21 protein-coding genes are annotated in these 20,332 nt (G+C 39.8%); 15 read left to right on the plus strand and 6 right to left on the minus strand.

Translation table 11 applies throughout. The features are described 5' to 3' along the window. Positions 1 to 307: 307 nt before the first annotated feature. The 3 genes from JW886_RS01890 (at position 308) to JW886_RS01900 (ending at position 3,109) form a co-directional block, all read left to right on the plus strand. Entirely contained in the window at positions 308 to 919 is a 612-nt protein-coding gene (locus JW886_RS01890; protein WP_205872161.1) for a nitroreductase family protein, read from the plus strand. Positions 920 to 1,166: 247 nt separating this feature from the next. Continuing rightward, entirely contained in the window at positions 1,167 to 2,147 is a 981-nt protein-coding gene (locus JW886_RS01895) for a polyprenyl synthetase family protein (RefSeq protein WP_205872162.1), read from the plus strand. A gap of 56 nt (positions 2,148 to 2,203) precedes the next feature. Then, positions 2,204 to 3,109 (plus strand): prenyltransferase, encoded by a 906-nt coding sequence (locus JW886_RS01900; RefSeq protein WP_205872163.1) that lies wholly within the window; start codon positions 2,204 to 2,206, stop codon positions 3,107 to 3,109. A gap of 71 nt (positions 3,110 to 3,180) precedes the next feature. Here JW886_RS01900 and JW886_RS01905 read toward each other — a convergent pair whose 3' ends face one another. The 6 genes from JW886_RS01905 to rpmB form a co-directional block, all read right to left on the minus strand. Then, positions 3,181 to 3,363 (minus strand): hypothetical protein, encoded by a 183-nt coding sequence (locus tag JW886_RS01905; protein WP_205872164.1) that lies wholly within the window; start codon positions 3,361 to 3,363, stop codon positions 3,181 to 3,183. Continuing rightward, entirely contained in the window at positions 3,350 to 5,425 is a 2,076-nt protein-coding gene (gene feoB, locus JW886_RS01910) for a ferrous iron transport protein B (protein WP_205872165.1), read from the minus strand. The genes JW886_RS01905 and feoB overlap by 14 nt, the downstream gene beginning before the upstream one ends. Positions 5,426 to 5,499: 74 nt before the next feature. Further along, a complete protein-coding gene (locus JW886_RS01915; RefSeq protein ID WP_075525180.1) occupies positions 5,500 to 5,958 on the minus strand; it encodes a ferrous iron transport protein A in 459 nt (152 codons plus the stop codon). 167 nt (positions 5,959 to 6,125) lie between these two features. Then, on the minus strand, positions 6,126 to 7,790 hold the full coding sequence (locus tag JW886_RS01920; protein WP_205872166.1) for a DAK2 domain-containing protein: 1,665 nt from the start codon (positions 7,788 to 7,790) through the stop codon (positions 6,126 to 6,128). Next, on the minus strand, positions 7,790 to 8,152 hold the full coding sequence (locus JW886_RS01925; RefSeq protein WP_075525228.1) for an Asp23/Gls24 family envelope stress response protein: 363 nt from the start codon (positions 8,150 to 8,152) through the stop codon (positions 7,790 to 7,792). Before JW886_RS01925 ends, JW886_RS01920 begins: the two co-directional genes overlap by 1 nt. A 301-nt stretch (positions 8,153 to 8,453) precedes the next feature. Beyond that, positions 8,454 to 8,648 carry a 50S ribosomal protein L28 gene (rpmB, locus tag JW886_RS01930; protein ID WP_003129776.1) on the minus strand — a complete coding sequence of 65 codons (195 nt, stop codon included), beginning with the start codon at positions 8,646 to 8,648 and terminating at the stop codon, positions 8,454 to 8,456. A 135-nt stretch (positions 8,649 to 8,783) separates the two neighbouring features. On the opposite strand from rpmB, the gene JW886_RS01935 reads away from it, so the two are divergent. The 12 genes from JW886_RS01935 to JW886_RS01990 all read left to right on the plus strand — a co-directional run bounded on the left by JW886_RS01935 (position 8,784) and on the right by JW886_RS01990 (position 20,330). After that, entirely contained in the window at positions 8,784 to 9,443 is a 660-nt protein-coding gene (locus JW886_RS01935; protein WP_205872167.1) for a DUF1129 domain-containing protein, read from the plus strand. A gap of 194 nt (positions 9,444 to 9,637) precedes the next feature. Continuing rightward, a complete protein-coding gene (rfbA, locus tag JW886_RS01940) occupies positions 9,638 to 10,507 on the plus strand; it encodes a glucose-1-phosphate thymidylyltransferase RfbA (protein WP_075525229.1) in 870 nt (289 codons plus the stop codon). After that, complete coding sequence (locus tag JW886_RS01945) at positions 10,507 to 11,100, plus strand: dTDP-4-dehydrorhamnose 3,5-epimerase family protein (protein WP_200406969.1); 594 nt, start codon at positions 10,507 to 10,509, stop codon at positions 11,098 to 11,100. The genes rfbA and JW886_RS01945 overlap by 1 nt, the downstream gene beginning before the upstream one ends. Then, the gene (locus tag JW886_RS01950) at positions 11,100 to 11,354 is read left to right on the plus strand and encodes a hypothetical protein (protein WP_205872168.1); all 255 of its coding nucleotides are present in this window, start codon (positions 11,100 to 11,102) and stop codon (positions 11,352 to 11,354) included. The genes JW886_RS01945 and JW886_RS01950 overlap by 1 nt, the downstream gene beginning before the upstream one ends. An 87-nt stretch (positions 11,355 to 11,441) precedes the next feature. After that, a complete protein-coding gene (gene galE, locus JW886_RS01955; RefSeq protein WP_075525230.1) occupies positions 11,442 to 12,422 on the plus strand; it encodes a UDP-glucose 4-epimerase GalE in 981 nt (326 codons plus the stop codon). Positions 12,423 to 12,487: 65 nt separating this feature from the next. Beyond that, the gene (rfbB, locus tag JW886_RS01960) at positions 12,488 to 13,549 is read left to right on the plus strand and encodes a dTDP-glucose 4,6-dehydratase (RefSeq protein WP_205872169.1); all 1,062 of its coding nucleotides are present in this window, start codon (positions 12,488 to 12,490) and stop codon (positions 13,547 to 13,549) included. A 149-nt stretch (positions 13,550 to 13,698) separates the two neighbouring features. Continuing rightward, positions 13,699 to 14,598, plus strand: a complete 900-nt coding sequence (rfbD, locus tag JW886_RS01965) for a dTDP-4-dehydrorhamnose reductase (RefSeq protein WP_075525186.1) — start codon at positions 13,699 to 13,701, stop codon at positions 14,596 to 14,598. Between the two features lie 188 nt (positions 14,599 to 14,786). Beyond that, positions 14,787 to 15,932 carry a beta 1-4 rhamnosyltransferase Cps2T gene (gene cps2T, locus JW886_RS01970; RefSeq protein WP_205872170.1) on the plus strand — a complete coding sequence of 382 codons (1,146 nt, stop codon included), beginning with the start codon at positions 14,787 to 14,789 and terminating at the stop codon, positions 15,930 to 15,932. Positions 15,933 to 15,980: 48 nt separating this feature from the next. Continuing rightward, positions 15,981 to 16,961 (plus strand): glycosyltransferase family 2 protein, encoded by a 981-nt coding sequence (locus JW886_RS01975; RefSeq protein WP_338092710.1) that lies wholly within the window; start codon positions 15,981 to 15,983, stop codon positions 16,959 to 16,961. After that, positions 16,958 to 17,767, plus strand: coding sequence for an ABC transporter permease (locus tag JW886_RS01980; RefSeq protein ID WP_075525188.1), 810 nt, complete (start codon positions 16,958 to 16,960; stop codon positions 17,765 to 17,767). The genes JW886_RS01975 and JW886_RS01980 overlap by 4 nt, the downstream gene beginning before the upstream one ends. Positions 17,768 to 17,782: 15 nt before the next feature. Then, positions 17,783 to 18,973: an ABC transporter ATP-binding protein gene (locus JW886_RS01985; RefSeq protein ID WP_075525189.1), complete on the plus strand. Its 1,191-nt coding sequence runs from the start codon at positions 17,783 to 17,785 to the stop codon at positions 18,971 to 18,973. Beyond that, on the plus strand, positions 18,966 to 20,330 hold the full coding sequence (locus JW886_RS01990) for a DUF2142 domain-containing protein (RefSeq protein WP_241003784.1): 1,365 nt from the start codon (positions 18,966 to 18,968) through the stop codon (positions 20,328 to 20,330). Before JW886_RS01985 ends, JW886_RS01990 begins: the two co-directional genes overlap by 8 nt. Positions 20,331 to 20,332 lie beyond the last annotated feature (2 nt).

The following is a 20,332-nucleotide window of genomic DNA, read 5'->3' on the forward strand; positions in this document are numbered from 1 at the left end:
TACTGACAGCTTTTTTCTTACTGACAGTTCTGTCAGCACGGGCTTTAAGTGCAGCAAAAACGAATGACTAAGAAGGTAATAGAAAGCATACTTTTTTTAATTTCATTGAATAATAAAGTTACTGACAGCGTGGTCAGTAAAAAATCCTGTAAATAAACATGCAAAAATGGTAAAAATCTGCTAAAATAGTAACAAACTAAAATGAAAACGATCTCCACAACCGACAAAGGGCAAAGCCTGATTTGTATTTTTTTTAGCACAGGCTTGACCTCGTTTTGGAAGTTAAAAGATCAATAAAGGAGTACTTATGGATTACGTAAAGCTCAACAAATCACGCCATGCTGTTAAATTTTTTGATGGCACAAAAATTCCTACGGTTGATGTGAAACAGATCATCTCAGCAGCAAGTTTGGCCCCTTCTGCACATAATATTCAAAGTTGGCATTTCGTAATCGTAGAATCTGCTGAAAAACGCGAAGCTTTGTTGCAGGTGGTCAAGCCTGGTAACCATGAACAAATCAAACAAGCTGGTGCTGTCATCGTATTGTTTAGTGACACAGATCTTGTGGAACGTTCTCGTGAGATTGCTCGTTTGGGAGCTGGCGAATTGGATGATGAGCAACTTTTGCGCTTTAATAGTCAGTATCCTCAAATGTACGAAGGTTTTGAAGAGCTTTATGAGAGCAACTATCTATCAATCAATACGGGTATTGTAGCCATGAATCTTGCTTTGGCAATCAAAAACTATGGTTATGAGAGCAATATGCTGCTCGGTTTTGACCGTACAAGTGCGGTCAATGAACTTTTAGAAGTAGAGCGACGCTATCGGCCAGAACTTATCGTTCCTTTAGGAAGAACTGAAAATAAAGGTAAACCTAGCTATCGCCTGCCTCAATCCCGCATCATGGAAATTCGGTAAAAAAGAAGTTCACTAGAACTTCTTTTTATTAACTTGTCAAATCGCAAATGAGCAACATTGTAGTGATTTTGCTAAAATAGAGAGTAAGCGTTTAATACTGTTTCGAGCGAAGGCACGACTTATCAGAGGAGCAATCAGCAAAAGTAAGCTTTAGAGGTTTAACTTTGCTTTCCTCTGAGAGCTTCTTTTTCTCTCTGACCTTTGCCAAAAACAGTTGCAGCATCACCCGAGAGGAAATAAAGAAACAGTGCTCACATTTTGGCAGGACTATCCTGAAATACAGGAAAAATTAAAAGACGTACAAGGGCTTATGGCAGCTCGTTTAAAGATAAATAATCAAGAAATACAAGAGGCCTTGGAAAAGTTCATCTCTCGAGGGGGAAAGATGGTCCGCCCGGCGCTTTTTTTGCTGTTCGCTGGAATTGTTCCCGATGCTACTTCTGATGAAGCGCAGTTGATTAAAATTGCCGCTTCCTTAGAAATGCTTCATTCTGCGACCTTAATTCATGATGATATTATTGATGATTCGCCCTTGCGGCGTGGTCTTCCTTCTATCGAGTCTCAATTTGGAAAAGATGTGGCCGTATATGCAGGGGACTTTGTTTATACGGTTTATTTCGAACTTTTGATTGAGACCATGAACGGTACGCCCTTCTTGTCAAAAAATGCAAAGTCGATGAAACGAATCTTACAAGGCGAGTTAACCCAGATGCAATCCGCCTTCAATGCGCAAAATACGGCACGGCGCTACATGAAAGCAATCAGCGGAAAAACAGCAGAATTATTAAGTTTGAGCTGTTTAGAGGGCGTTTATTTTGCTGGGGGAAATCAGCAAATGCAACGCTCAGCACGTAAAATTGGTCGTGCAATTGGCTTAGCTTTTCAAGTTTATGATGATATTTTAAACTTTACCGTCGGTTTAGATGAAGCAGACAAGCCAATCTTGACAGACTTTCGGCAAGGAATCTATACTCTACCTCTTCTTCTAGCTAAAGAAGCTGATGCATCGGCAGTAATGCCTTATCTGAAGGAACCAGAACTTCTAACGCGCCAAGAATGCCTTGAGCTTGCTGAGTTAGTCAAAGCGCTAGGTGGTTTGACGGGAGCTCTGATGGTGGCAAGTCGGCTGACTGATCTTGCTTTGGTTGAAATTCAAAAATTACCTCCTTCACGGCATCGACAAATTTTGGAAGAAGCTACAACTATTTTATTACACAGAAATTATTAAAACCTGTCTTTGACAGGTTTTGTTCGGTATCTATTTGAAAGGATTGAACAGTAGAAATGAAGATCAGAACGTTTGCTGAACTTATTGAGCTAAAAGCTAAAACAGCCTCGATTTTCCCTTTTTTATTGGGCTTAGGGTATTCGCTTTATCATTATCACTTGGCGCAACCATTGGCTCTTACGATTTATTTTATCGCCATGTTTCTCTTTAATTGCTTTGTAGATATCTGGGATAACTACAATGATTATCATAATGCTGTGGATACAGAGGATTATCAAAAAAATACGAACATTATAGGTCGTGAGAATATCTCTCTATCGACCATCAAGGGTTTATTGGCTTTCTTCTTTTTCGGAAGCCTGATTTTGGGACTTATTGTGGCTATGATGACCGGTTGGGCGGTCTTTTGGCTTGGCCTGCTTTGTTACGCAGTAGGGGTTTTCTATGCTGGGGGACCAAAGCCTTTATCGTCGCTGCCTGTAGGCGAGTGGCTCTCCGGAATCACGATGGGATACATCATTTTTTTGATATGTGTTTATATCAATACACATGGCAGTTTTGTGTGGACTTGGCAAACGATTGGAGCAACTTTTCTTGTCGCTTTGCCCAATACCTTATTAATCGCCAACCTTATGTTGGCCAACAACACCTGTGACCTTGAAGAAGATGAGGCTAATCATCGCTTTACGATTGTCCATTATATTGGTAAAAGTGCAGCTTTGCTCTGGTGGAAGTTGGCCCTGATTCTGGCTTTTGTGGCTGTGGTAGTGGCTGTAATCCTGGGACTCCTCTCACCTGTCTTATTAGTGATCCTATTAATCAGTCCTCTGATGGTCAAATTAGCTAAGCCTTATCTCCACCGACAAATCAAAAGAGAAACCTTTATCGTTTCTGTGAAGATTTTGATGATTTTTCAACTGGTGCAAGTCCTCTTATTATTTATAAGCTTGATTCATTTTTAAAGATAAAAAACACCTTAGCAGGTGTCTTACTGAAGCATTTAAAGTTACTGACAGCCCTGTCAGTAACTTTTTTATTGACAACAATCATGTTGAACAGTGTTTTGGGGTTTAGTCTCTTGAGTCGCTAAGCCTTTGACAGGACAGGTCGTCGTTTGACAGTCTTCACACGCGCCTTTGCTACGAATTGTTTTAAAAATGGTGTAGCCGGTTGCGGCTAAGATGAGCAATAAAAGAATGATGCTAGCCAAGTTCATAAGTGACTTCCTTTCGATTTCTGAAAATGTAGTAAAGACCAATGATTAAAACAAAGAGCGCTAAAAAAGTGAAGTTAGTCCATTGTTTTTGGATAATGACGTTACCGAGCTGGTAAATGATAAAACTCATGCTGTAAGCAATAAGAGTTTGAAAACCTACTGCACGTAAGGTCCAACGCAGATCCCCCATCTCTTTATGGATAGTTGAAATGGCAGCTACGCAAGGGGCACATAAGAGGTTGAAAACAAGAAGAGAATAAGCCGCTAATGGGGTATAAGTCGATGAGACTGCTTGCCAGAGCTGGTGTGTTCCACCTGAGCCATGCGCAAAAAGGACGCCCATCGTTCCCACGACAGTTTCTTTGGCGATAAGTCCGGTAAGGGTCGCAACAGTAGCACGCCATTCTCCAAACCCTAAAGGAGCAAAGAAGATTGCAATTACTCTACCAAAATCAGCCAAAATGGATTGATTGGTATTAACCTCTTGTAAACTCCAGTTGAAGTTGGCGGTAAACCAAATCAAGACGTTCATGGCAAAAATAATTGTCCCCGCACGCTTGATAAAGCTGAGCCCCCGATCCAAAGCATATTTAAAGACTGTGCGGAGTTGAGGTAAATGATAACTGGGCAATTCCATGATAAAAGCAGAAGTATCGCCGGCAAAGAGGTGTGTTTTTTTCAAGATGATTCCAGAGATTACAATCATGGCCATCCCTAAAAAATAGGCACTTGGAGCCACCCAGCTTTCTTGGCGGAAAAATGCACCAGACACGAGCGCTATCAAGGGAAGTTTAGCTGAACAGGGCATGAAAGTGGTGACCATAATCGTAATCTTTCGGTCTCGTTCTTGCTCGATTGTACGAGTGGCCATAATGCCTGGAACACCACAACCAGAAGCGATGAGCATGGGAATAAATGATTTTCCAGAAAGACCAAAACGACGAAAAAGCCGATCCATGACGAAGGCAACACGCGCCATATAGCCAGAATCTTCAAGGATTCCAAGAAGGAAAAAAAGTACAAAAATCTGGGGTACAAAGCCTAAGATTGCTCCAATTCCAGCGAGGATGCCATTGAGCACAAGATCTTGAAGCCAGGGGACGATCGCTAATGCATTCATCCCAGAAGTCAGAAGATTGGGAAGCCAGCTTCCAAAGAAGACATCATTGAGCCAATCGGTCGCAGCCGTCCCGACAGTTTGGATAGAGATGAAGTAAACAAGCCACATAATCAAAACAAAGAAGGGTAAGCCCAGCCATTTGTGAGTAAGAAGTCGGTCGATTTGATCAGTCCGATTAAAAGTTGCTGGATTTTTTATAGTGACGCAAAGCTTAATGAATTGACCAATCAAGTCATAGCGTTCATTGACCAGAATGGCTTCTCGTTCATCATTCATCAACTTTTCTGTAATGCGGACAATCTCATTGATTTCTGTGCGCTGATCCGCTGACAGCTTGGTCAGTAAGAATGGATCTCCTTCGAAAAGTTTAATTTGGTCAAAGCGATGATTTAAAGCGGCAACTTTTTTAATTTCAACCAGGGCACTCTCTAAGCGGTGATCATAATCCAAAGGCTGTGCTTTCGGGGCAGTTAAGGCCGTTTTGATTAACTCATCCACCCCTTTGTTTTTAAGAGCAGATGTTGCAATGACAGGTATCCCAAGGCTATAAGAGAGACGGTCAAGATCGATGGTTTTACCTTGACTTACCAATAAGTCACTCATGTTGAGCGCAATGACCATAGGGAGTTCAAAATCCATCAGTTGCAATGTCAGGTAAAGTGAACGTTCAAGATTGGTTGCATCAATAATATTGATGAGCACATCTGGTGGGGTTTGGGTCAAGTAATCCCGCGCGACTTGTTCATCAAGGGAGTAAGGAGAGAGGGAATAAAGCCCTGGTAAGTCTTGGATACAGATGGTGCGTTCTTTTTTATAGTAGCCAGATTTCCGCTCGACAGTGACTCCTGGCCAGTTTCCGACTTGTTGATTAGCGCCCGTCAAAAGATTAAAAAGGCTTGTTTTTCCGCTGTTGGGATTACCCAGTAAAGCAATAGTTTTCATAGTTTAAAATTTCTGTAAGAGGATTTCAGGCAAAGACTTACTGACCAGACTGTCAGTAACTTTTGAGACTGTCATTATTTTTCAAGGACAACTTTGATTTTTTCCGCATCTATTTTTCGTAAAGAAAGTGCATAACCACGCAGGCGCAACTCAATAGGATCGCCAAGGGGCGCCAATTTATGAATGTGAATGCTTGTGCCGCGTGTGATTCCCATATCCATCAGTCGTCGTTTGATTTCGCCTGTTGCGTCAATCAGTCTGACGACACCGGATTGACCAACTTGTAAGTGAGAAAGGCCAATGATCTCTTCACTTGAACGTTCTTTTTTAACAAAGATTTGCTTTAAATAATGGCTGTTCAAAGCCAAGCGTTGCTCAGCAATTTTGAGGATAGCATTTTCTCCATCGTTTGAAAGGAGTGAGATCTCTCTATCGGTAATCAAACCTAATTCTCGGAGTTTCCCTTGGTCTTTCCCAACAATTTTATCGATATAATAGATTTGACCTATGTGCGTAGTAGCGAGTGTTTCCATCAATGCTCCTCCATTTTTGCTAAAAATGTCAAGTAAACTTTACATTATGTATGATTATATCAAATTCTTCTTTAGCTTACAAAAATTTGTGAAAAACTTAACGACAATTTGTAAAAGTGCAACTAAAAAGGCATAAAAAAAGACCCGATGGCGGGCCTTTTTTATTTTTACTCTACAGAGAAGAGATAAGGATATACAGGTTGCTTTCCTTCGTGAATCTCTACCTCAATTTGAGGATGTTTTTTCTCGAGCTCTTTTGCAATTCGCTCAGCATTGGCTTTTTTGCCTTCAGCTCCAACATAGATTGCTGCAATTTCACTGTCTTCATCAATCATTTTATCAAAGACTGCAAAGATTGCATCGTTCATCTTTTTAGTAGAAACGATAATCTTATTGTTTAACATGCCAAGCGTATCTTTTTTATGAATTTCGATTCCATCAACGTTCGTATCACGAATCGCTGTAGTGACTGAACCAGATTGGACATCAGCCAAAGCATCCGTCATTGTAGCTTTGTTTTCTTCGATTGTACGTGTAGGATCAAAGCTTAACAGAGCGGTAAAACCTTGAGGGACGGTTGCAGATTCAATGACTTCCACAGGAATTTCCGCAACTTCAGCAGCAGATTTCGCAGCCATAAAAATATTTTTATTATTAGGTAGAATAATGACTTTTTCTGCGTTAACGGCTTCAATGGCATTCAAAATATCTTCCGTAGAAGGATTCATGGTTTGACCACCTGAAACAACGTGATTAACGCCCATTTCCCGGAAAATCTCTGCTAAACCATCTCCCGCTGCAATTGCAATAAGACCCCAGTCTTTTTTAGAAGTTGAAGTTGATACATTTGAAGTTTTAGCTTCTTTTTCAGCAACCCCTTCATTTTGCAGGCGCATGTTATCAACTTTCACTTTGACTAAACGTCCATATTTAAGGCCTTCTTGCATCACTAATCCAGGATCTTCAGTGTGAACATGGACTTTGACGATTTCTTCGTCATCAACGACAAGAAGTGAATTCCCAATACCAGCAAGATAAGTTTGGAAGTTGTCGTGATCATAGTTTTCGCGCGCAGTAGGGCCTTTACCGAGTTCGACCATAATTTCAGTACAATAACCAAACTTGATATCGGCTGTCGAAGCGTTAGCTACACTTTCGTGTTCAACATTGACCATACGATCCATCGCGCCCAATTCAGCAACTGGCGTTTCAGGGACGAACTCTCCATTTAAGGCCATTAGGAAGCCTTCGTAGATGTAAACAAGACCTTGTCCACCAGAGTCCACCACACCGACTTCCTTGAGGACAGGCAGCATCTCAGGAGTTTTAGCTAAAGCACGTTTAGCCCCTTCAAGGGCAGCGGTCATGATTTCCGTTGCATCATCTGTTTCATTTGTTTTTCGGTTAGCTAATTCAGCAGCACCACGTGAAACAGTTAAGATCGTACCTTCAACTGGTTTCATGACAGCTTTATAAGCAACTTCTACCCCGTTTTGTAAGGCAGCAGCCAGATGGATTCCATCCAATTCAGCATAATCTTGGGCATACTGAGCAAATCCGCGAAAAAGTTGACTTAAGATAACGCCAGAGTTTCCCCGTGCTCCCATCAAAAGCCCTTTTGAGAGAATTTGTGCAACTTCACCCACCGTATTGGCTGGTTTGTTGGCTACGTCTTTCGCTCCATTAGTAATGGTCATCCCCATGTTTGTTCCCGTGTCACCATCTGGGACAGGGAAAACATTGAGTGAATTGACATATTCAGCTTGCTCGTTCAAACGACTTGCTGCCGCTTGAACCATTTCTTGAAATTTACTTGCATTGATATTTGACACTAGTCTTCAACCACCTTCACATTTTGTACGTAGACGTTCACGCTACTTGCTGTGATACCGAGTTGATTCTCGAGGTTAAAGCGTACACGTTCTTGAATATTTTTAGCCACTTCGCTGATTTTTACACCGTAAGAGATAACGACATAAACATCGATTGAAGTTTCGTTGTCGGTGGTTGTAACCACAACCCCTTTAGAGTAATTTTCTTGGCGTAAAATACTGCGGACATTATCTTTGACAGCAGATTTGCTGGTCATGCCGACTACGCCGAAGATTTCAGTCGTAGATGCCCCTACAACAGTCGCAATGACTTCGGTAGCAATATCGACGTTACCATGTTGGTTGTTAATAGTAACACTCATTTTCGTAGTTGTACCGCCGTCATATTTTTGCTTTTGCAGTTGCTGCAAAAATAAAGACTTGGTTGACAAACGGCACTTTCCTCCATATTATTTAAATATCATTACCCATTTTATCATACTTTTATGAAATAAAACAGAGCTTTTGAATCGCTGACTTAGAAAATAGGAAATTGTCAGCGCTGACATGAATTTTTGTCCAATTAAGCGTTACTGACAGCCCTGTCAGTAAACTTTTTGAGGCTTTCACATAAAAAAAACCCGTCAAATGACAGGAATTTTTGTGTTTTGCAAAAAACAAAAATTATACGCGTTCAACGCCTGCTGGCAATTTCTTCAAAGCTTTAGCTGAAGCCCAGACAGTTTTGAGTTCACCGTTTTCAAGAATCGTAACTTTTTGAAGATTAGGTTTAACGACACGTTTAGTTTGGTTCATCGCGTGTGAACGGTTATTACTTGAAACAGTCTTACGACCAGTAAAATAACATTCTTTAGACATGATATTTACCTCCCATTAGATTTTTATGTGCTTAAAAACAACATACTTGTTGATTATAACATTTTTCAATTGAAAAAATCAAGCTTTTAAAAATTTTTTGCTGTTTTTTTCCCTACTTTCTGCTAAAATGATACTATGGAAAATTTAATCGAAGAACTTACTGCTAAAAACAAAGAATATATTCATTCGGTAACGAAACAACTGATTTTAGTTGGGAAATCAGATGAAGAAGTTAAGGCCATTTTAAATGATATTCTGCCGCAAATTATTGAAGGTCAAAAATCAGGTATTATTGCCCGAAAATTATTGGGAGCGCCAACTGAATTTGTTCAACAATATCAACCAAAAGTTGCTGACAAACCTGTCAATGAAAAAAATGAAAACCCAGGCTTGATGTGGTTGGATAGTAGCTTGCTTTTTCTGGGCTTCATCTCACTTCTTAACGGTGTGATGGCTTTATTCACTTCAAATTCACCTGTTTATGGTTTTGTAACGGTGATACTTTCAGCAGCTGTGGCGGGACTCGTAATGTATCTAATGTACCGTTTCTTTTACCGGCCAAAAGCCGACGGTGTTCGCCAAAAGTGGAATTGGAAAGGCTTCTTAGCTACGACCCTATCTGTCTTACTTTGGATTGCTGTAACGATTTTCTCAGGACTCCTTCCTGTTTCAATCAATGTGCAGCTTCCAGCACTTGCTCTGATTATCGTCGGAGCTGTGGCGCTTGGTCTGCGGTGGTTGCTCAAACGTCAATTCAATATCCAATCTGCTTTGGTTGCTCAACCTCGACGTTAAAAACCTCTTATAATAGAGGTTTTTTCTTTTTTACTCAATAAAAACAAAACAAGAGATGTTATTTTTAGAAAAAATTAGGCTAGGAAGCTTAATTTAAAGAGCTTTTCGGTGTTTTTAGGCCAAAGGAGTTAGGAAATGCCCTAACATTTATGATATAATGTAGGATGATTAATTATGATTATGGAGGTCCTTTCATGAAAGGGATTATTTTAGCAGGTGGTTCAGGCACACGCCTTTATCCGCTGACACGTGCAGCGTCAAAACAGTTGATGCCAGTTTATGATAAACCAATGATTTACTATCCATTGTCCACTTTAATGTTGGCTGGAATCAAAGATATTTTGATTATTTCAACCCCAACAGATACGCCTCGCTTTAAAGAGCTCTTGCAAGATGGATCTGAATTTGGAATTAACCTTCAATATGCCGTGCAACCTTCTCCGGATGGTTTGGCACAAGCTTTTGTCATCGGTGAAGAATTTATCGGTGATGATTCTGTAGCTTTAATTTTGGGAGATAATATCTACCACGGTCCTGGGATGTCTAAAATGCTTCAAAATGCTGCGGCTAAAGAAAAAGGAGCAACTGTCTTTGGTTATCACGTGCCAGACCCAGAACGTTTCGGTGTCGTTGAATTTGACAAAGACATGAATGCGATATCTATAGAGGAAAAACCAGAAGCACCTCGTTCAAATTACGCGGTGACTGGTCTTTACTTCTATGATAATGATGTTGTTGAAATTGCCAAAAATATCAAACCTTCTCCTCGTGGCGAATTGGAAATCACAGACGTGAACAAAGCTTACCTTGAACGTGGTGACTTGTCAGTTGAACTCATGGGACGAGGTTTTGCATGGCTTGATACAGGAACACATGAATCACTCCTTGAAGCTGCGCAATACATCGAAACCGTTCAACGGATGCAAAATATGCAAGTGGCCAACTTGGAAGAAATTGCCTACCGCATGGGTTATATCACTGCTGACGATGTCCGTACCTTAGCACAACCTTTGAAGAAAAATGAGTATGGACAATACCTACTTCGTTTGATTGGAGACAAATAATGACTGAGAATTTTTTCGGTAAGACACTTGCAAGCCGTGAAATTAGTCAAATTCCTGGGATGCTTGAATTTGACATTCCTGTCCATGGTGACAATCGTGGGTGGTTTAAAGAAAATTTCCAAAAAGAAAAAATGATGCCACTTGGTTTTCCAGAAAGCTTTTTTGCCGAAGGGAAATTGCAAAACAATGTGAGCTTCTCACGAAAAAACGTTTTGCGCGGGCTTCATGCTGAGCCTTGGGATAAATACATTTCGGTAGCAGATGGTGGTTCTGTACTCGGTTCATGGGTGGATCTTCGCGAAGGGGAAACTTTTGGAAATGTTTATCAAACTGTGATTGATGCCAGTAAAGGAATCTTTGTTCCTCGTGGCGTAGCCAATGGTTTCCAAGTCCTTTCAGATACTGTTTCTTACAGCTATCTGGTGAATGATTACTGGGCGCTTGAACTTAAACCTAAATACGCTTTTGTGAATTATGCTGACCCAAGTCTTGGAATCAAGTGGGAAGATGTTGAGCATGCTGAAGTTTCTGAAGCGGACAAGAATCATCCCCTTTTAAAAGATGTCAAACCCCTTAAAGCAGAAGAACTTTAATGTTTGCAACTCATTTAAGAACTAAAAAAAGTTTAGAATATTGGCAAGTTGAAAAAGACAGCCAGCTGCCAACTTGGGCTGAGCGAGCCTTTGCCACTGGCGGATTTCACTGGAATGGAGAACGTCTTGCCATTCAAAATGTGGGTGGTTTACTTAAAATGACTGTGCCTATCGGCGATTTTATGGTTTTCAACGGTAAATATTTGAAAGCCGTACCTAAGGCCAAATTTTTGCGAGAATATCGTATTGCTTAACTCCCCCTTATCCTTTTACCTTATCCATGTAACCAGTAAATGGTTTGATTTGACTCGATATTTCAAGTCTAGAAGATGAGTATGCGTATGTCAATTTTAGTTTTAGGCGGTGCAGGCTATATCGGCGCTAATGCTGTAGATGCTCTGATTGAAAAGAATTATAAAGTAGTTGTTTTGGATAACTTGAGCACCGGTTTTCAACAAGCCGTTCATGCACAGGCACGTTTTTACAAAGGTGATATCCGAGACAAAGCACTGCTTCAACAGATATTTCGAGAGGAACAAGTAGAAGCAGTGTTGCATTTTGCAGCACTCTCTCTCGGCCGCGAGTCCGTTGAGCAACCTATGAAGTATTTTAGTAATAATGTTTATGGTACACAAGTGTTACTTGAGGTAATGGCAGAGTTTGAAGTGCGCCATATTGTGTTTTCTTCATCGGCTACGGTTTACGGTAATAGTGCGATAGGCCGAGTAGATGAGTTAACTGCTACGGCTCCCCTTAATCCTTATGGGCAGTCTAAGGTAATGATGGAGACTATGATGCATTGGGCCGATCAGGCGGGGCAACTATCCTTTGTGGCTTTACGCTACTTCAATGTGGCAGGGGCTAAAAAAGACGGAACACTAGGTGAAGTGCGTCCTAGGTTAATACCAATCGCTTTGCGTGTAGCCCAAGGTCGGCAGGATAAAATGACGATTCTTGGTGATGACTATCATACTGCCGACGGTACTTGTATTCGTGATTATATCCATGTGAGTGATTTAGTAGCAGCACATCTTTTAGCTTTAGAATATCTCATTCAAGGAGGACAAAGTGAGATTTTTAATCTTGGTTCTGCCCAAGGCTATTCTAACCTTGAAGTGATCAAAGCTGTTCGGAAGATTACGGGTGCTGAGGTTCTCGTCACAATCAAGCCCCGTGTACCAGGGGATGCTGATTCTTTAGTAGCTTCGAGTCAGAAAATAAGTTCTATTTTAGGCTGGCAGGCAAAGCAGAGTAATATAGAGGAAATTATTGCTGATGCATGGAAATTTCAGCAATTTTATCCAGAAGGCTATCAGTATTAAGCTGAGTTATCCACTTACAAGTCAATAAAAATATTAACTATATCAATAATAAAGAGGAAAATAAGATGGAATCACCATTTAAACACATCGTCGTAACCGGAGGCGCAGGCTTTATCGGTTCAAACTTCGTGCACTATGTATACAATAACTTTCCAGATGTGCATATCACAGTGCTGGACAAGCTAACTTATGCCGGAAATGTTAACAACATCAATATGCTTTTTGATAGCGGCCGTGTAGAACTTGTAGAAGGCGATATTGCTGATCCTAAAATCGTTGATGAAGTCGCTTCAAAAGCCGATGCCATTGTCCATTATGCAGCTGAGAGCCACAATGACAACTCCTTGGTATCGCAAGATGAGTTTGTGCAAACTAACTTTATTGGAACGTACACTTTGATTCAGGCAGCACGCAAATATGACTTGCGTTTCCACCATGTATCAACTGACGAAGTTTATGGTGATTTGCCCTACCGTGAAGAATTGCCAGGACATGGCGAAGGTGCTGGTGAGAAATTCACTCCGGAAACACCTTACAACCCAACGAGTCCATACAGCTCAACTAAAGCAGCATCTGACTTGATTGTTCGTGCTTGGGTGCGGTCATTTGGTCTTAAAGCAACGATTTCTAACTGTTCAAACAACTACGGCCCTTATCAACACATCGAAAAATTCATCCCTCGCCAAATTACCAACATCCTCTCTGGCATCAAGCCAAAACTCTACGGTGATGGTAAAAATGTGCGGGACTGGATTCACACAGAAGATCATTCATCAGGTGTTTGGGCAATTTTGACGAAAGGTCGTTATGGCGAAACTTACCTCATTGGAGCTGATGGCGAAAAAAATAACAAAGAAGTCCTTGAAGACATCTTGACACGTATGGATAAGTCAGCAGATGATTATGATCGGATTATTGATCCACGTGGAGATGCTCACGATAAACGTTATGCCATTGACAATACAAAATTACGTGAGGAATTAGGTTGGGAACCAAAACACACTGACTTTGAATCTGGCTTGCAGGCGACTATCGATTGGTACAAAGAAAATGAAGACTGGTGGAAAGCTGAAAAAGATGCTGTAGAAGCAAAATATGCGGAAACACAAAAAATTGTGGAAAAGTAAGCAACGTATTGATTAAGATGAGATAGTTAAAAGAATAGTGAAAGTTTTTCTCGTTTCCCCACTTAAGGTTGAGGTAGACTAAATTTGGAGTAATTCAAGCGAAGTATCAGAACCTTGCAAGGCTACGATGGAAAACAAAAGGAGAACAGATGATTTTAATTACAGGTGGGAATGGTCAGCTTGGTACTGAGCTACGTCATCTTCTTGATGAACGTGGAATTACATACACTGCAGCTGATGTCAATGAATTGGATATTACTGATAAGGCCAGTGTAGATGCCTTTTTCGATAAAAATAGACCTACGATTGTTTATAATTGTGCAGCCTATACCGCTGTGGATAAGGAAGAGGGTGAAGGCAAGGTATTGGGTGAAAAAATCAATGTTGATGGAACACGCAATATCGCCCAAGCTTGTGCGCGTGTAGGTGCCACAATGGTCCAAATTTCAACAGACTACGTTTTTGGTGGCTACTTACCTGTCGGTGAAGAACGGATGCCTGATGATGAAAAACATCCAGAAAGCGAATATGGACGTACCAAAGACCTTGGCGAACAAGAAATTGTGGCTTCAGGTGCCAAATTTTACGTGATTCGTACGGCTTGGCTTTTTGGTTCATATGGTCCAAACTTTGTGTTTACGATGCAAAAGTTGGCTGAAACGCATTCTGAGCTCACAGTGGTCAATGACCAACACGGTGTCCCAACATGGAGCCGGACGCTTGCGGAATTTATGACGCACTTAGTAGATGTGGATGCTGAACCTGGCTTTTACCATCTTTCAAACGACAAAGCTAAGGATGAGGATGTGACATGGTTTGACTTTGCCACTGAAATCTTGAAAGATACTGACACTGTAGTAAAACCGGTCGACTCTTCAGCTTTTAAACAAGCTGCCAAACGTCCATTTAACTCAACAATGAATCTGGACAAGTCGAAAGCGACTGGGTTTGTCATCCCAACTTGGCAAGAAGCCTTAGCTAAAATGCTTGAAAAAGGCGATTTGAGAGAAAATAAAGAAGTTGCCAAAGGACAAATTAATAAAAAATAATATTACTACCACTGTCAGTTACTGACAGTATGGTCAGTAAAATACAACCGAAAATTCTGTCAGTAACTCGCAATCACTTGTCAGTACTGGCAGAATTCTCGTTTTGAGAGGCTTGAAGGCACTCAGAAAAAAATGAGATCAGCTGAGATTTTTAATGATAAGATGACCAGTTGACCATAAGGAGCTACATGAAGAAACACGTTTTTATCATAGGAAGCCGCGGCTTACCTGCAAAATATGGGGGTTTTGAGACTTTTGTTGAAGAACTCGTCAAGCATCAAAATAATAAAAATATAAAATATCATGTGGCCTGTCAAAGCGAGAATTCAGACAAAGGCCAGCCAGGCGAGCATTTTGACTATTTGGGAGCAGATTGCTTTGTGATAAAGGTTCCAAATATAGGTCCGGCACGAGTAATAGCTTACGATATTTTAGCTATTAATGCCGCACTTAGGTATTGCAAAAAAGAAGGGATTGAAGCACCAATTTTCTATATTTTAGGTAATACCATTGGTGGATTGATTGGGCACTATGCTACCAAAATCCACCGCTACGGTGGTAAATTGCTCGTCAATCCAGACGGCCTAGAATGGAAACGGACAAAATGGCCAGCACCTGTGCGACGCTATTTGAAACATGCGGAACAAAAAATGGTACAGCATGCCGATTTAATCATCTCTGACAACGATGGGATTAAGTCCTATCTTACTGACGAATATGGTAAAGTAAATTCTGAAGTCATCGCGTACGGAACTGAACAATTCGACTCAGATTTGACAGAATCAAAAACTTTGGTAAAATATAAGGTTAGTGACTACTATTTGATTGTTGGTCGCTTTGTCCCTGAAAATAATTATGAGACATTGATTAGGGCCTTTATGAAGAGTCCAACAAGGCGTGATTTGGTAATTGTAACAAATCATGAGGGCAATGCTTATTTTGAGGACTTGCGAGCCAAAACTCATTTTGATAAAGATCAGCGAATTAAATTTGTAGGGACTGTTTATGATCAAAATGAACTGCGCTATATCCGCGAAAAAGCCTTTGCGTACCTCCACGGGCACGAAGTCGGAGGGACCAATCCGGGCCTCCTAGAAGCCATGTGGTCTACGCCAGTTAATGTTGTATTAGGTGTTCATTTTAATCGGACGACTGCTGGAGATGCTGTTATTTATTTTGATAAAGATAATTTACTGACCACGCTGTCAGCAGTTGAAAAGCTTACAAAAGATGAACGTCATGTCTTACAGCGTAAAGCGCGTCAATTGATTGAAGAAAAATATACGTGGTCGCATATCTGTGACCAATACGAGATGCTGTTTAGCCGTTATTAGTTAGAAAGGGTAGACTTGCCTTTTCTCTTTGGCAAGACCTCCTGGCAAATGGCACAAGATTATACCGAAAGCAGGTTCTCAGACTTGACTCTGAAAGTTAATATTTTAATGTCGACCTACAACGGCGAAAAGTTCGTCGCAGAGCAGATCGAAAGCATTCAAAAACAAACCTTTAAAGACTGGAACCTCATTATCCGTGACGATGGTTCTAAAGATGGAACATGTGAAATTGCTGACCAGTTTGTCAGTAAGGATTCACGTATTCGCTTGATTAGAGCTGAAAATGTTGGCGTCATCAAGTCTTTTCATGAACTGGTCAAAACTCATCCTGCAGATTTTTACTTTTTTGCGGACCAAGATGATTATTGGCTTCCTGAAAAAATAGAAATTGTCCTGACGGAAGCACAAAAGCAGGATAATGACCAACCCATCATGTATTATACGGATCTCAAAGTGACTGATAAAAATTTGACAGTTACATCAGAGTCCATGATTCGCAGTCAATCTGACCATGCTAATACCCAATTGGTTCAGGAATTGACCGAAAATACCGTCACAGGCGGAGCCAGCATGATTAACCATGCACTTGCGAGCCTTTGGCAAACGACGGACGATATCATTATGCATGACTGGTATTTAGCAGTACTTGCCAGTGCAGTCGGGAAATTGGTTTATATTGACCAACCCACCCATCTGTACCGGCAACATGAGGCTAATGTTTTAGGAGCAAGGACGCTCTCAAAACGTATGAAAAAATGGCTTCATCCTCACTTATGGTTTGAAAAGTATTGGTGGTTGATTACCGCCAGTCAAAAACAAGCTCAAAAGTTACTGACAGAAAATGAAAATTTGCTGACAGAACAGAAACAGCAATTGATTGAAGCTTACGTTGGCATTTTAAACCAACCCAAAGCGCAACGTCGTCAGTTGCTTGAGCAATATAATTTGCGGAAAAATAAAAGTTATCATACGAAAATATTCCGCACACTCATCGTCACAAAATTTGCATATAAAGGAAAAAACAAATGAATTTTTTCAGCCGTAGAAATCAAATTCTACTCAAAGAATTAATCAAAACAGATTTTAAACTTCGCTACCAGGGGAGTGTCATTGGATATCTTTGGTCCATTTTGAAACCAATATTACTGTTTCTGATCATGTACCTGGTTTTCGTGCGCTTCATGCGTTTCGGTGAAGGAATGCCACACTTTGCGGTTGCTTTGCTTTTAGGTATTACGGTCTGGAACTTTTTCAGTGAAGCCACTAATGTTGGGATGCTCTCTATCGTTGGAAGAGGCGATTTATTGAGAAAGGTTAACTTTTCAAAACCTATTATCATTTTTTCTGTTATTTCTAACGCTTTTATTAACTTAATGATTTCCCTTGTTGTGGTCATTGGTTTTGCGATTATAAACGGAGTCCAATTCAGTTGGACAGTTATCTTTGCTATCCCGTTATTATTTGAATTAGTAATACTAAGTGCAGGTATCGCTTTTATCCTTTCAACTGCTTTTGTTTATTTCCGTGATTTGGGCCCAATCTGGGAAGTAGTAATGCAAGCTGGTTTTTATGGAACCCCAATCATTTACCCAGTTACACAGATTTCTACAAATCATCCAACAATTGCGAAGATACTCATGCTTAATCCCATGGCCCAAATCGTTCAGGATATGCGTTATATTTTGACATTTAGTAATAATACAAATCCTACTCTATGGCAACTTTGGGATAATCCTTATATAGTGGCAATACCTTACATTTTACCTTTTGTAATATTTGCCTTTGGTCTTTGGATTTTTACCAAAAATTCAAAACGTTTCGCAGAAGTTATATAAGAAGGAGAATGAAAGATGTCAGAATTTGCAGTTAAAATTGATCATGTAAGTAAATACTTCCGACTTCCTACAGAAGCAACAACCAGCTTAAGAACAACGCTAGTGAATCGCTTACGTGGCATTAAAGGTTACAAAGAACAACACGTCTTAAAAGATATCGACTTCGAAGTTGAAAAAGGAGATTTCTTCGGAATTGTTGGACGAAATGGTTCAGGAAAATCTACCCTTTTAAAAATCATTTCTCAAATCTACACTCCTGAAAAAGGAAATGTCACAGTTAATGGGAAATTAGTTTCCTTTATCGAATTAGGTGTAGGATTTAATCCTGAACTTACAGGGCGAGAAAATGTCTATATGAACGGAGCGATGCTTGGTTTTTCAACTCAAGAAATTGATGAAATGTATGAAGATATCGTTGATTTCGCTGAGCTCCATGAATTCATGAATCAGAAGTTAAAAAATTATTCCAGCGGAATGCAGGTTCGGCTGGCATTTTCTGTTGCCATCAAAGCTCGGGGAGATGTACTCGTTCTTGATGAAGTACTTGCTGTCGGAGATGAAGCATTTCAAAGAAAATGTAATGATTATTTCTTAGAACGTAAAAAATCAGGCCAAACTACCATATTGGTTACGCATGATATGAATGCTGTAAAAAAATATTGTAATAAAGCTGTTTTAATTGAAAATGGATTAATAAAGATTTCAGGTGACGTTGACAAGGTTGCCAATCAGTATAGTTTAGATAACTTAAAAAGACTACAAGCTGCTGAAGGTAAAACTCAAATGGTAGAGGAGTTCGTGACTGATTTGGATGTCAAGCTTCTTTCCTCCGTTCAAACTACTCCGGATAAACCTATCCAATTTGAAATTAGGTACAATGTGAAGAAAGATATCCAAACGTATGTTGCTTTTTCACTTACAGATGCGGATAGAAATATATGGATTTATAATGATAATTCACTTGATTATCTCACGAATGGTACCGGTGAAAAAGTAATGACTTACTCTTGTAAGCTAGATCAAGTAAACAATCTGAAACTTAAGCTCCAAGTTTCAGTACGCAATTCGAAAGATGAAATGATTGCTTATGACCCTGATGAAAAAATTATACTGATTAATAGGACAGATATTGACAAGAATGATATAAGCGCTAAAGATTCAGCAAGTGGACTTATTCAACGAAATGGAGTTTGGGAATTTGCGTAAGCGAGTAAATCAGATTAAACCAGAAAAAGTCTTTTTAATTATAGCTTTAGTGGCTGGTTTTGCATTTACATTCATACAGCCTCTTTTCATTGAACCTGATTCAAGCTATCATTTTGATAAATCAACTTATCTCACTAATACGGTGGTAGATAGATCAGCAATAGGTTTTCCTGCTGAAGATTACCAATCCTCTCCAGTTCCTTTTAGCACCGTTAGCTCAATGATGAAAGAGGGCACTTATTTCAAAAATTTTTTTGAGACAAAACTACCAGTTATTTCAAGAGACAAAGTTATAGATCAAAGAGCAGTTGGGCAGGCTTGGTACCAAGATATTATGCACTTGGTTCCAGGCATAGGAGTGAAACTGGGCTATGTTATATATCCATCAATTGGTTCAATGGTGCTAGTAGCAAGACTGTTTAACCTAATTTTCTTTATTGTTTCTCTATATTTTATTATTAAGAAATTGAAGGCTTACCAGATGGTCTTCACTGTCATTTCAGTCACACCTGTTGCAATTCAATTTGCGACTAGTTTAAGCTATGATTGTTTTAACTATATCGCTTTTGCATGGCTAAGTGCTACTTTGATAAATATCGCTGTTGACTACAAAGATGCGAACATAATTACTTTCCGTAACTTCTTTCAGAGAATAATAGGGCCAGTAATCATGCTTTATTTTTCAAAATCTAATTCACGATTACTTTTTATCTTAGTCTTAATAATGCTAATGGCATTGATTCGAAGAAAGTTAAATATCCAGATCAGTAAATTTCAAATTTTAGCAGGAAGCTTTTTTGTGTTGGTTCTAGGAGCTAGTATATATGCTGTGAGATATCATGATCAAATTAGAGTTGTAATTAACAAATTCATCTATACTTTGATGGAGCCTTATTATTCAGTACTTACTACACAAGTAATTAGTGGTACTTCGACATCCGCTATACCAGCGTGGTTTTATCCAATCCAATATACAGCACTAGTCCTTTTATTCCTCTCTTATACAAAAGAAAGGGTGCCTCGATGGTTTGCTTGGATGGGTATGGTTTTAAACTTAGTTAATTTGTTTGGGATTTTGTTCAAATTTGCAGTATCCCCTTCTTATCTTGACCATGTTATCACAGGTCCACAGGGGCGTTATTTTACAGCGTTTCTCTTAATTTTAGCCCCAATATTCACTTTATTAGCACAGAAAATAAAAATCAGGGTTTCGGGTCTATGGCTGAAAAAAAGTATTATACTGATCAGTGTGATAGCGCTTGGTCTTAATCTGGGAGTTACGAGTCTCAAGTTTTATCATTTACACCTTCCGTCCGATGAGTACCGTTCAGGTATAGAACATTATATATTTAAATAGGT

The sequence above is a fragment of the Lactococcus taiwanensis genome (assembly GCF_017068355.1).
Classification (GTDB): domain Bacteria; phylum Bacillota; class Bacilli; order Lactobacillales; family Streptococcaceae; genus Lactococcus; species Lactococcus taiwanensis.

What these genes read in the sequence shown, in the direction of transcription:
- JW886_RS01890 (WP_205872161.1), top strand. Translation starts at nt 308, where the DNA reads ATGGATTACGTAAAGCTCAACAAATCACGCCATGCTGTTAAATTTTTT.
- JW886_RS01900 (WP_205872163.1), top strand. Translation starts at nt 2,204, where the DNA reads ATGAAGATCAGAACGTTTGCTGAACTTATTGAGCTAAAAGCTAAAACA.
- JW886_RS01905 (WP_205872164.1), bottom strand. Translation starts at nt 3,363, where the DNA reads ATGAACTTGGCTAGCATCATTCTTTTATTGCTCATCTTAGCCGCAACC.
- feoB (WP_205872165.1), bottom strand. Translation starts at nt 5,425, where the DNA reads ATGAAAACTATTGCTTTACTGGGTAATCCCAACAGCGGAAAAACAAGC.
- JW886_RS01915 (WP_075525180.1), bottom strand. Translation starts at nt 5,958, where the DNA reads ATGGAAACACTCGCTACTACGCACATAGGTCAAATCTATTATATCGAT.
- JW886_RS01925 (WP_075525228.1), bottom strand. Translation starts at nt 8,152, where the DNA reads ATGAGTGTTACTATTAACAACCAACATGGTAACGTCGATATTGCTACC.
- rpmB (WP_003129776.1), bottom strand. Translation starts at nt 8,648, where the DNA reads ATGTCTAAAGAATGTTATTTTACTGGTCGTAAGACTGTTTCAAGTAAT.
- JW886_RS01935 (WP_205872167.1), top strand. Translation starts at nt 8,784, where the DNA reads ATGGAAAATTTAATCGAAGAACTTACTGCTAAAAACAAAGAATATATT.
- rfbA (WP_075525229.1), top strand. Translation starts at nt 9,638, where the DNA reads ATGAAAGGGATTATTTTAGCAGGTGGTTCAGGCACACGCCTTTATCCG.
- JW886_RS01945 (WP_200406969.1), top strand. Translation starts at nt 10,507, where the DNA reads ATGACTGAGAATTTTTTCGGTAAGACACTTGCAAGCCGTGAAATTAGT.
- JW886_RS01950 (WP_205872168.1), top strand. Translation starts at nt 11,100, where the DNA reads ATGTTTGCAACTCATTTAAGAACTAAAAAAAGTTTAGAATATTGGCAA.
- galE (WP_075525230.1), top strand. Translation starts at nt 11,442, where the DNA reads ATGTCAATTTTAGTTTTAGGCGGTGCAGGCTATATCGGCGCTAATGCT.
- rfbB (WP_205872169.1), top strand. Translation starts at nt 12,488, where the DNA reads ATGGAATCACCATTTAAACACATCGTCGTAACCGGAGGCGCAGGCTTT.
- rfbD (WP_075525186.1), top strand. Translation starts at nt 13,699, where the DNA reads ATGATTTTAATTACAGGTGGGAATGGTCAGCTTGGTACTGAGCTACGT.
- cps2T (WP_205872170.1), top strand. Translation starts at nt 14,787, where the DNA reads ATGAAGAAACACGTTTTTATCATAGGAAGCCGCGGCTTACCTGCAAAA.
- JW886_RS01975 (WP_338092710.1), top strand. Translation starts at nt 15,981, where the DNA reads ATGGCACAAGATTATACCGAAAGCAGGTTCTCAGACTTGACTCTGAAA.
- JW886_RS01980 (WP_075525188.1), top strand. Translation starts at nt 16,958, where the DNA reads ATGAATTTTTTCAGCCGTAGAAATCAAATTCTACTCAAAGAATTAATC.
- JW886_RS01985 (WP_075525189.1), top strand. Translation starts at nt 17,783, where the DNA reads ATGTCAGAATTTGCAGTTAAAATTGATCATGTAAGTAAATACTTCCGA.